This is a genomic window from Bacillus sp. JJ675, from assembly GCF_036963165.1.
In the GTDB taxonomy this organism is placed as follows: Bacteria; Bacillota; Bacilli; order Bacillales; family Bacillaceae; genus Bacillus; species Bacillus glycinifermentans.
The window spans coordinates 57,833-68,775 of sequence record NZ_JBALMR010000009.1 but is presented as its reverse complement, the minus strand read 5'-3'; the positions used below and the strand labels follow the sequence as shown (position 1 = coordinate 68,775).

General features: G+C 46.4%; 9 protein-coding genes and 1 pseudogene. 4 read left to right on the top strand and 6 right to left on the bottom strand.

All coding sequences use genetic code 11. The features are described from left to right. Positions 1-523, bottom strand: a 523-nt coding sequence (locus V7126_RS02695; RefSeq protein ID WP_335496561.1) for an LLM class flavin-dependent oxidoreductase, incomplete at its 3' end; no start/stop codon positions are given. A gap of 489 nt (positions 524-1,012) precedes the next feature. On the opposite strand from V7126_RS02695, the gene V7126_RS02690 reads away from it, so the two are divergent. Beyond that, on the top strand, positions 1,013-2,281 hold the full coding sequence (locus tag V7126_RS02690) for an MFS transporter (RefSeq protein WP_175075853.1): 1,269 nt from the start codon (positions 1,013-1,015) through the stop codon (positions 2,279-2,281). Between the two features lie 34 nt (positions 2,282-2,315). Here V7126_RS02690 and V7126_RS02685 read toward each other — a convergent pair. Then, positions 2,316-3,727 (bottom strand): annotated as a pseudogene (locus V7126_RS02685) (carboxylesterase/lipase family protein). A 132-nt stretch (positions 3,728-3,859) separates the two neighbouring features. On the opposite strand from V7126_RS02685, the gene V7126_RS02680 reads away from it, so the two are divergent. Beyond that, entirely contained in the window at positions 3,860-4,624 is a 765-nt protein-coding gene (locus V7126_RS02680; protein WP_046132010.1) for an SDR family oxidoreductase, read from the top strand. Positions 4,625-4,713: 89 nt separating this feature from the next. Further along, positions 4,714-5,073: a DUF488 domain-containing protein gene (locus tag V7126_RS02675; protein ID WP_046132011.1), complete on the top strand. Its 360-nt coding sequence runs from the start codon at positions 4,714-4,716 to the stop codon at positions 5,071-5,073. 382 nt (positions 5,074-5,455) lie between these two features. Here the strand turns inward: V7126_RS02675 and ppsA are convergent, their stop codons facing one another. Then, positions 5,456-8,080, bottom strand: a complete 2,625-nt coding sequence (gene ppsA, locus V7126_RS02670; RefSeq protein ID WP_335496557.1) for a phosphoenolpyruvate synthase — start codon at positions 8,078-8,080, stop codon at positions 5,456-5,458. Positions 8,081-8,094: 14 nt separating this feature from the next. Beyond that, on the bottom strand, positions 8,095-8,706 hold the full coding sequence (locus tag V7126_RS02665) for a TetR/AcrR family transcriptional regulator (protein WP_046132013.1): 612 nt from the start codon (positions 8,704-8,706) through the stop codon (positions 8,095-8,097). A 420-nt stretch (positions 8,707-9,126) separates the two neighbouring features. Between V7126_RS02665 and V7126_RS02660 the strand changes: the two genes are divergently transcribed. Next, positions 9,127-9,789, top strand: coding sequence for a hypothetical protein (locus V7126_RS02660; protein WP_046132014.1), 663 nt, complete (start codon positions 9,127-9,129; stop codon positions 9,787-9,789). A 106-nt stretch (positions 9,790-9,895) separates the two neighbouring features. Here V7126_RS02660 and V7126_RS02655 read toward each other — a convergent pair whose 3' ends face one another. Further along, positions 9,896-10,348 (bottom strand): YfmQ family protein, encoded by a 453-nt coding sequence (locus V7126_RS02655; protein ID WP_046132015.1) that lies wholly within the window; start codon positions 10,346-10,348, stop codon positions 9,896-9,898. A 109-nt stretch (positions 10,349-10,457) separates the two neighbouring features. Beyond that, complete coding sequence (locus tag V7126_RS02650) at positions 10,458-10,919, bottom strand: GNAT family N-acetyltransferase (protein ID WP_046132137.1); 462 nt, start codon at positions 10,917-10,919, stop codon at positions 10,458-10,460. Positions 10,920-10,943: the final 24 nt, after the last annotated feature.

Sequence of the window (10,943 nt, the reverse complement as noted above, 5' to 3'; positions counted from 1 at the left end):
CAGGCAGCGGGTCCTGGACAGGCCGCGGATATACCCCCAAATTTTGAATGGCCGGACGATGCTTGCCGCTCCACGTTACCCTCTCCGACTTTTGCAGCTTTAAGAGCAAATCAAGCTTCTCTTCAAACAGCTCATCATAATCATCTAAATCATAGCCGAACAGGGGGAACGATTCGATGAAAGATCCCCTGCCGGCCATGATTTCCGCCCGTCCGTTTGAAAGCCCGTCGAGCGTGGCAAAATCCTGGAAGACGCGTACGGGATCATCTGATGAAAGCACTGTAACCGCGCTTGTCAGCCTGATCCTCTTCGTCTCGCGGGCCGCCGCAGCCAACACGACAGCGGGAGAAGAAGCCGCATAATCTTCGCGGTGATGCTCTCCCACGCCGAATACATCCAGCCCGACCTGATCGGCAAGAACGATCTCCTCAACGACCTCGCGCAGCCGCTCTGCATGGCTTTTCACTTTTCCCGTCTTTATGTCCGGGGTTGTTTCTACAAAGGTGCTGATGCCTAGTTCCATTTTGTTTTTCCTCCATATTTTCTTTTCAGACCCGGGCCGTTTTATGTACTGCGGCACGTGCCGATTTAGTTCTTATTGTTGCTATGATCTTATCTTTAGGATACGGATGGCTAATTAATCATGCAATCAATACGCATGGCAGTAATCAATAAAACGTCCATCCCGCCGCTTTTCAGGATATTTTTAAAAAGCAAGTCAAGATGCTGATTCCTCCCATGGAAAAGTTCCATTTTTACTTAAAATATTGCTTTCCTGCTATTCTTTGTTTACAAGCCCAAAACAAACAAAAACAAAATAACACAAACAAAAATTCAAAATTTTATGTTGATTTATTTCCGTTTTAAGAATAAGGTTATGTTAGAAATAAAATTTGGGAGAGGGGGTGATCTGAATTGCAGGCGCGCTCATGCGCGGAAAAAAGTAAGCGTTTACAATATTCGTTTGTCTTCTGCCGCCTAAAAAGACAACAGCTTTGAAAGGGGAAGAAATATGGGAGGTAGAAAGAATGGCAGTTTAAAATCTACGATAACGGTTGCGATGTCCAATTATCTGGAAGCCGGGTCAATTGTCGCCGGGGCAGGCGGTCTGTCTTTATGGGTCGAATACCTGGGGTTGAACGACGCGAAGGTCGGGCTTCTCGGCGCCTTAAGCACAAATGGGTTTGGAGCTGCAATCGGCGCCTTGATCGGGGGTTATTTAGTCGATCGGTACGGACGCAAATTCGTATATAAATATAATCTCCTCGTCTATATGCTGGGGGTTTTATTGATTGCGGCATCGTTTAACTTTCCTATGCTGTTAACGGGCTACATCGTAACGGGGATTGCGGTGGGAGCGGCCATACCTGCGGCCTGGACGTATATCGCCGAGGAAGCTCCCGATCATGAGCGGGCCGCGCGCGTCGGCTGGGGGCAGTTCGCATGGTCAATCGGCCCCGCCGTCACCCTGCTATTGTCCGTTGCATTGGCGCCGCTCGGCTTATTGGGGAGCCGGCTGATTTTTGCCCAATTATTCGTCGTCGCAATCATAACGTGGATTTTGCAGCAGCAAATTCATGAATCTGCCATCTGGGAAGAACAAAAACAGAAGGACAAAGCGAAAGGAATGGATGAAAAGGCGTCTATTAAAGAGCTGTTTACGAATAAAGCAAACCTTCATGCAATGGTTCTGTTGATCGGTATTTATGCTTTCTGGAACCTTGTCGCCGGCACAATGGGCTATTTTATGCCTTATATTTATGAAACGGTCGGCGGCTTAACGGCTGCCCAGGCCAATTTGCTGCAAGCGTTTTTATGGATATTGACGGTAGCAGCCACATATGTTGTCTTTATTCGTTTAGGGGATAAAGCGAACAGAAAGCGATTGTTCGGCATCGGTGCAGCAATGGGGACGGCTGCATGGATCATTCTCACCTTCGGGAACATGAGAATGGCGGAGCTTTTATCGTTCGTCAGCCTCTGGGGAGTTGCCGCCGGCTTTGGCGCGCAGGCCTTTTACGGATTATGGGCGGCGGAGCTGTTTCATACGAAATACAGAGCGATGGCCCAAGGCTTTATGTTCTTTATCGTACGAATCGGCGTCGGCTTGATTTCATTAGTCGTTCCGGCTATGATCACCGCACTCGGCTTTAAAACGGCCGGAAGCGTGATGATCGTATTTCTCGCCATTCATATGATCATCGGCCTTCTCATGGCTCCGGAGACGCGCGGAAAATCTTTGGAGCAAATTCAACATGAACGGTATCAGCAAAGCGGATGATCGAGAACCTCCCTCACCGAGAGGGAGGTTGGCATCATGCCATCAACTTTTTTCTTTTCTCGGCATCGGGATCTTCTTCTATTGAAATGGATGTATTGAAAATAAGCGTTTTTCGCGTTTCTTCATTGTAGTTCGGCCAGTTTGCGGCTTCAGTACACGGACTTCCCGTATGTGCAAATGACAGCCATGTAGCTTGCATATGTTGCGAAAGCTGTTTTGTTTCTTCGCTTGCTTTCGTATTCGTGATCATTTCGAGGAAATCAATGTTGCCGAATACAAAAGGGATGTCCAATCCGTGTGCCGCTTTGTGGAACGGCGGATGATCGGAATGCCAGTCAAACCGGTACATCCATACAGGCGAATGCGCCGACTGCCCGGCGGCAAACAAAACGGCAGGACGCCAAAAAAAGATGTCTGTCATCATGTTGATTTGGCCTTCCAATGATTCCGGATACCATTCGGCAACAGATTTCGCCAATTCGTCGCCTACATGTTCTCTCAGAATCTCAACCTTTTTTTGCCCGGGCAATATCTCTGACTCCGGCGTGAAAAACAACACGCCTTCATCCCGGTTTGTCCCGATTAACAACTTGATGCCGTCCGCTGCTCCTTGTGCAACGGCTGATACNNCAATTGAAAAATATTTTCTTCCATTACATCGCGAAGCTCATCCGTTGCGTCAAGAAGCTCTTTGGCAGTTACGTCATGAAGCCGTTCGGAATGGTCCGGATCGATGTTTAGTATGTTTAGAAACGCATCTGCCGCAAGGTTTGCTCTTTCCTTTGGAATGGTTTCGGAAGCACCGCTTTGCATGATCGCTTTTTGGAACAAGCCTTTTGCTCCCGGCATCGCCATGAGGGAAGCAATGCTCATCGCGCCGGCCGATTCCCCAAAAACGGTTACATTCTCGGGATTTCCTCCGAAGAAAGAAATGTTTTCCTTCACCCATTTCAGCGCGGCTATTTGGTCAAGGAGACCGAGATTATCGCTGTAGGATTCATTGACAGAAGAAAGGTGCAAAAATCCAAACGGACCGAGACGGTAATTGATCGTCACTACAATGACATCGCCATGAGATGCAAGGTGTGATCCGTCATACAACGGCTCGCTGCCTGCACCGAGATAAAACGCGCCGCCGTGAATCCATACCATCACCGGCCGGTTCCCGCCGGGCGAGTTTGGCGCAAACACATTTAAGTAAAGGCAGTCCTCAGACTTCTCCACCTTCTCCAGTGACTGGAACAATAAACCTTCGGGCTGGGGGCAGATGGGGCCGAATTCAGTTGCATCCCTGACGCCCTCCCATGGATCAACTTCCTGCGGGGCTTTAAATCTCCATTCACCGACAGGAGGCTTCGCATAAGGGATGCCCTTCCATATGCGGACACCGTTTTGTACGGTTCCTTTCAACGATCCATAACAGGTTTCCACTGTGATGTTTGACATTTCATTCCACTCCCTTCATGATTCAATAATAATGGAAGCGTTTCCCCCCGTCTATGCCAAGACTTGCAGTCTGCGAATATTTCGATCATCATAGTATACAGGAGAAGCATTTAAAAGAAATGAGGGATTTGAATGGAACTGTCGGGAAATACAATACTGATCACAGGCGGAGCCTCAGGAATCGGACTCGCTTTTGCCGAACGCTTCGTTCGTGCCGGAAATACGGTCATTATATGCGGAAGACGCGAAAAGAAGCTTGAAGAAGCAAAGCGAAAATTTCCGGACATTATTACGCGTGTATGCGATGTAACGGTTGAGGCTGAACGCATTGCGCTGTTTGAATGGGTAACTGAACATCATCCCCAGGTCAACGTACTTGTGAATAACGCAGGAATCCAGCAGCGCTACCACATATTAAAAACCGATGCAAAAGACAACTGGGCCCGCTACAGTAAAGAAATCGCCGTCAATTTGGAGGCCCCGCTCCACCTTGCCATGCTGTTTGCTCCATATTTCGCCGGAAAGAAAACAGACGCCGCGATTATCAATGTCACGTCAGGGCTCGCCTTTACGCCGATGGCGATCGCGCCGATATACTCGTCGACAAAGGCCGCTCTTCACTCCTTTACGATGAGCTTAAGGCACCAGCTTTCCGAAACCGCCGTTCAGGTTATTGAAGTAGCTCCTCCGGCGGTCAATACGGATCTGGGCGGAGTCGGCCTGCACGACTTCGGAGCCCCGGTCGATGATTTTGCCGATGCCATTTTCAAAGGGCTGAAAGAAGGAAGGCTCGAAATCGGCTACGGCAGAGCCGAAAAAGCGCGGCAGATGTCGAGGGATGAAATTGATGAAAGTGTAGCGGAAATGTACAGCGCCCAAAAAAGCTCGATCGAATAAAAGCCAAAGGGCTTCCTCGGGCATCAGCGTGAGAAGCCCTTTATCATGCCGGTTGTTTCGGCTAAAGCCAATAAAAGGAGATGGAGCAAATGCCGATCGTTTTGCAGCGGATTTATAACGAACATCCCCGGTTGGAAGGCCGCAGAATTTTAATTGACCGCGTCTGGCCGCGCGGAATTTCCAAAGAAGATGCCCGTCTTGACGAATGGATGAAAGAAATCGCCCCAAGCCCTTCATTAAGAAAATGGTTTCAACATGATCCGGAGAAATTTGAACAGTTTAAAGAAGCCTATCAAGAAGAAATCAGACAGGACGATGAAAAACAGGCGAAGTTAAAGGAATTAAGAGACATGATGAAAAATGAGCGCGTTGTTTTGCTTTACGGCGCCAAGGACGAGCTCCACAACCATGCCGTCGTTCTTAAAGAATTGCTGGAATGTGATGACTGAAAAGAGAACCCTGCTTCTCCGGCTTAACAGAAACCGCATATATAGCAGCAGAAATAATGATCGGCTCCGCTTCTTATACACTCTCTGAAACACGGAGAGTTAAAAAGAGAAGAGGGGCCATAGGAGGTATATGGTGATCCTCCGGGAAAAGCGCCAGGATACGAGTAAGGATTATAATATTGCCGCGGATACGCCTGTAAAGGCTGGTAAACATACAACATTCTCCGCTCCTCATCTGTATTTTTTTCAATATTATACTTATCCTCCCCCTTATTGGGTGATTGTCTTCGCATAATTGGGCGGCGCCTAAATTGCCTGGGGAATAAAAAAACGCTCAGGTTTTTCGAAAAGAATCCTGAGCTGCAGTCGTTTCAACTTCAAATCATTCCAAAATTTTAACATACCCTTCAGAACCATTAATCCTGATCCTCTGGCCGTCTTTAATTTCTTTCGTCCCATGCTCAACCCCGACGACGGCCGGGAGCCCGTATTCCCGCGCGATGACAGCGCCGTGGGTCATGAGCCCGCCGACCTCAGTCACCAAGCCTTTTACAGATACAAACAACGGCGTCCAGCTCGGATCCGTAAACGCCGTTACGAGGATATCCCCCTCCTCTATATCGGCTTCCTCCATTTTTAACACGACCCGCGCCCTTCCTTCGATAACGCCTGCGGAAACCGGGATGCCCGCCAAGGCTCCTTCCGGAAGATGTCCGCTGTTGTATTCGCCGAAAATGACTTCCCCTTCGGATGTCATCAACCGCGGAGGCGTCAGTTTCTCATAGTGTTGGTATGCGGCCTTTCGCTCTTCAATGATCCGGTAATCGAGGCTCCCCGTTCGAACGGCGTTCCGGAATTCGTCAAAGGATAAATAATAGACATCCTCCTTCGCTTTGATGAGCTTCTTTTTCTCCAAAACGGCAGCTTCTTTCAGCAAAGCTTTTTTATAAATAAAGAAGCGTTTGATCAGTGCATACTTTGGATATTCGCGATAGCCGATGTAATTGCGCAAAACACTGATCATTTTCTTTGTTTTTTTCGCTTTTTGTCTGCCTCCTTTTAACTTTTCCAAACGGCTTAACAAGTCTTTCTCCTTTTGGTCGGCCTTGAGTTTTCCTTGTTCAAACTTGGCCGTTCGCGCCCCCGGCTCGAAATGTTTGATATTGCTTTCAATCAATGGAATGAGCGCGGACGGCCGTTCGCTCCACCGCGTTTTCGTAATGTCGATCTCACCCGTGCAGCGCATGCCGTATTGATCAAGAAACTCCCGGAAAGCTGCACTGGCGTCAGCTCCCCCCTCCAGCTTTTCGAGATCTTCAAAAAAGGCGGCATCGTTCGGGTGTTTCAAATAGTCAAGCACTTCAGGATATTGTCTGACCGCATCTGCTACATCAAGCAGCGCCAGCCCCATCTCTGACGTGATATTGTTCGGCACTGATTGCGAAAGCGCGTCGGCCGCGCTCTTTTCTCCGAGCCATTTCTCCATTTTTTTATTGATCCAATACGCCGCAAAAATCCCGACCATAATAACGGCCATGCTCTCTTTATCATGGAGAACGTTCTTGAGCTCTTTTTGATCCTCCAACAAGGCTTCAAACAGCTCATCTCCGGAGACATGCTGCAAGTTCCGCTCAGCGGTTTTTATGGACGCCTCGGCTTTGGAAATAAGCCGCTTGGCGATCCCTATGTCGTTTTTCCGGTACACCTTGACCATGTCAGCCGGCAGTGACCAGGAAAATCCTTCAGCGCCGAATTTGAACATCCGTTTGCCTTTTGGAAGTGATTTCACAAGCTCCTTTCTTTTGATTACATTTGTAAGCGCATTGTGCATCAGCGGATCGTTTTTGCCCAACGCAGCGAGGACGATTTTCCGTCCGGCTGCTGACGCCAAATCATGCGATAAATCGATAAACAGCCTCCCGCCGGCGTGGCTCAATTCGTATTCCGAAAGCATGCTGAAAAGCGATATCCCGAGCGGATTGATCGGTTCTGTCATCATCTGCTGGTGGCCTACCGACACATAGACGCGAAGTCGTCCGTCGCTTTTTTCCGGAATCGGAAACAATGTTGTAATCGGGCGGCTCTGCACGACATAAAACAGATCATCAGCAAGACACCATTCGATATCCTGCGGCGAGTCGAAATGGGTCTCGATCATTCTGCCGATGCTCTCAAGCTGCACGATCTGCTCATCAGCCAGCGCCTGTACGTTTTGCCGTTCGTCTTCAATCCCCCGTTCTTCCGTACCTCCGCCCTTCACTGCATAAACCCCCGTTTTTTTGGCAGAAACCGTTTTGTCAGCGATCCTTCCTCCGCGAACCTTATAGTTGTCTGCGGTTACAAGTCCGGAAACAAGCGCCTCCCCCAAGCCGAAGCTTGCATCGATGGACAGCACGTTCCGGTTGGATGTGGCCGGATCAGCGGTAAATAAAATTCCTGACGCCTCAGGAAAAACCATCTGCTGGATGACGACGGATAATTGGACTTTGCGATGGTCAAAGCGGTGTTGGATCCGGTAAGTCACAGCCCGCTCTGTAAACAGGGATGCCCAGCATCTCGTGACATGCTGCAAAATCGCTTCTATCCCGATAATGTTCAAATAGCTGTCCTGCTGTCCCGCAAAAGAAGCATTCGGCAAATCCTCAGCCGTAGCGCTCGAACGGACGGCGTATGCTTCATTCTCCCCAAGATTTGAGTGACAGAGCCTGATTGCTTCTTCGATCTCTCGGTCGATCTTCACGTTTTCGATTTCATCGCGTATCTCCTGGCTGAGTTTTGCGATCTGCTCCTTATCTTTCAATTTTACTTGGCACAACCTGTCAAGCAGCTCGCTCATTTTCTCGTTTTGTCCGACCATCGATTGATAAGCGTCGGTCGTAACACAAAAGCCGGCGGGTACGCGGACGCCTTCGATCTTTGATAATTCCCCGAGATTCAAGCCCTTTCCCCCGACAAGAGGCAAATCCCCTTTATCAATCTCATGAAAGCCCAATACATACGTTTTCATAAGGCATCCCCCTTTTATCGTTCAATGCCAAAACGAATCATGTTCAAAAAGCGGTTTCTCTCATCAAGGAGCCGTCTGTTATAGTCCTCATCAAACTCGCGGTCTTCCGCTATTTCCGACAAAAATTTCCGCTCAAAATGTTCGTTAGCCAGCATAATCAATTCGAAGGCTTCCTCGCGATCCACCCCTTCCCTTAAAGGCACCTTTGCAAACAATTCTCTCCACAGCCGGTCTCTGATCGCAAATTGTTCCCCATACATTTCAGCAATTTCCTCCTTCAGCTCTGAAGGAGGCGTGCGAAACGTCTCCATTGTCAATTTATAAGCGTCCGGATGCTTCTTGAAAAACTCAATCTTCGCCAAGCTGGCCTTTTCTTTCGCTTCAAAAAAGTCGCCGCATTGTAACAGGTCATCGATTGACAGGTATGTTTTCACTTTATCAATACAGTAATCCAGCAAAGAGAGATACAAATCTTTCTTGCTTTTGAAATGATGAAAAATCAGCGCCTTTGAGACGCCGGCCGCTTCCGCAAGCATCCCCGTCGAAGTCTTTGAATAGCCGCGGCGGGCAAAAACCGCTAAACAGGCATCAAATATTTGCTCTTTATCATAAAGCTGTAAAGGCACATCACTCAGTCCTTTTCCATTAATCGGCCAATTGGTTAGTAAAAATTGCAACTCTTGCTGACCGGGCAGTCAACAAAATAATTTATTGAAAAAGCCTATTTCAATTATTGTTATAACCGACAAGAAATTTTTCATATTTATTCTTCCATTGCCGCTCAGTAAAAACCAAAAGGAAAACAACCGCTATAATCGCCGAAAAATCTGTTCATTCACATCTGATTTTTTTACAGGTATTTATGCTCAGTTGTTTTGAAAATTTCAAGAGAAAATATTAAATGAATCCTTCATCTTGTCGATATAGTAATTATGGAAAATTTGTAATGAAAAAGGGAGACGTCAGGACGATGATCCTTTTAGGCATTCGATTAGAAACAGCCTAAAGATTTATATAGATAAAAAGATGATTAAGGGGCTTAGAAAATGAAAAAATATTTTACTTTTTTTATCGCGTTACTAACCGTCTCAATGCTTTTAGCTGCTTGCGGCAATAGCGAAACATCAACATCTAAAACTCAAAAAAGCGCAGCCAAAACAGAAAGTAGCAGTGAAGATTCATTGAAAACAGATGGCCCTTTAGAAAAAATAGGGCAATGGAGTAAAGAGGACAACGGAACAAAAGTGACATTAAAAAAGATTGCAAAAGTGAACAAAACCTTCGACTTAGATCCGATAAAGATGAAAATTGATGAAGTTAAAGTTATTGAAAGATCCAATCTTCAAGAAAGCGGGAAGAATTTCTTGAAACAAAAAGGCATCAAAACCGACAAGTTTTTGACGATTCAAATATCATATAATACCGAAAACACATCGGATAAAAACGTTATGTTTAACGGCATAGACGCAATTACAACCAATACAAAAAAACAAATTGAAGTCTCCTCTGAGGATATGATTCAAAATCCGGATAAAAACGGTGTTGGTTCTTTCTACGGAAAAGTGGCAAAAGAAGGGTACATCGTGGTACCGTACCTTGATTCCGATGCTGATGATTTAAAATATATCAACATTAAACTAAAAGATGTATTTAACGATGATGAACCTATAAAGTACCACGATGGTACTACTGTAAAAGTCAATTTTTAAACCCGATTCTTCGGGTTTTTCTTTTTATATGCAGATTGATTAAAGAACACCTGACAGACAAAAGAAAAAAGCCTTTTTGTTTAAAAAGGCTTTAAAAAGTCCTGCTTTATCCAGACACGCTTGAAGGTTCCCCAGCCGCCCTCTTTTGAAGAATATCAGACTGCAGGCAGTACGCGACGACTTTCTTCTTGTATTGTTTGACGACATCGACGCGGTCATTGTAGGCAAATATCCACAGCCTTACATCTTTTTTGCCTTTTTTCGTGTCGATGACTACAGGCGTTCCGCTGTCCTTAGGATGTAAATATAAATGCTCGTCCCCCGGGTATATATAATACTTCTCCATAAATATAGCTTCGTTAAAATGCTGAATCACTTCTTTTTTATCTTGGCCCTCGAGGCGTTTTCCGCCGATCGTTACGTCGGCATTTTCGCCGCTTAGTTTTGAATGCACTTCAAATTTGGCGGAAATCCATTCGACGACGCCGGATGGAAGGCACGTCAATACTAGTTTAACAAGGCTCATGAGAATAAGCATCGTCACAAAAAGCCAAGTCATATTTCATCATCTCCATTATGTCTCATATCCTCTATATTATCATAAGAGAGCAGCCGTTTTTTTGTACATTATGTTACAATACCCTACAGGGGTGTCGTATGTGAAAAAATTAATGCTTAGAGAGAACAAAAAACTCCCTTTCCAAGCCCATTTCTTCCCAAAATGCCAAAGCTGATTCATTATCTGTGTCAACATAAACTTGAACAAATGAAACATCCTTCCGCTCAAGCCAATTCAGCAATTCAGCCGCAATTTTTCCGGCCATTTTCTGTCTTCGGTACTCCGGCGCCACATAGATTTCATCGATTTGGCCGTACAGCGTATTGCTGACTAAATCTTGCTTCAGCGAAGCAATGGCGTATCCAACGGCCTGGTGTTTTTCATTCGTCGCTGCGAATACCGCACCGTATTTGGATTGCATATATTGTTTGATTTGTTCTTGAACCGCTGTCTTCTCTTCCTCATTCAATTCACAACCCGCGGTTTCTGCTGCATTGTCGCTCCAAAGCTCCGCGATTTCTTTTATATATTCTTCTGCCCCATGGGTAAGCTCCACAATTCTTGCATCCATTGTCTCTTCTCCTTTTGTCCGTTG

Bases quoted from the DNA above. Each gene is read 5' to 3' on its own strand.
- V7126_RS02680 (WP_046132010.1), top strand. From the start codon at position 3,860: ATGGAACTGTCGGGAAATACAATACTGATCACAGGCGGAGCCTCAGGA.
- V7126_RS02655 (WP_046132015.1), bottom strand. From the start codon at position 10,348: ATGACTTGGCTTTTTGTGACGATGCTTATTCTCATGAGCCTTGTTAAA.
- V7126_RS02650 (WP_046132137.1), bottom strand. From the start codon at position 10,919: ATGGATGCAAGAATTGTGGAGCTTACCCATGGGGCAGAAGAATATATA.
- ppsA (WP_335496557.1), bottom strand. From the start codon at position 8,080: ATGAAAACGTATGTATTGGGCTTTCATGAGATTGATAAAGGGGATTTG.
- V7126_RS02660 (WP_046132014.1), top strand. From the start codon at position 9,127: ATGAAAAAATATTTTACTTTTTTTATCGCGTTACTAACCGTCTCAATG.
- V7126_RS02690 (WP_175075853.1), top strand. From the start codon at position 1,013: ATGGGAGGTAGAAAGAATGGCAGTTTAAAATCTACGATAACGGTTGCG.
- V7126_RS02675 (WP_046132011.1), top strand. From the start codon at position 4,714: ATGCCGATCGTTTTGCAGCGGATTTATAACGAACATCCCCGGTTGGAA.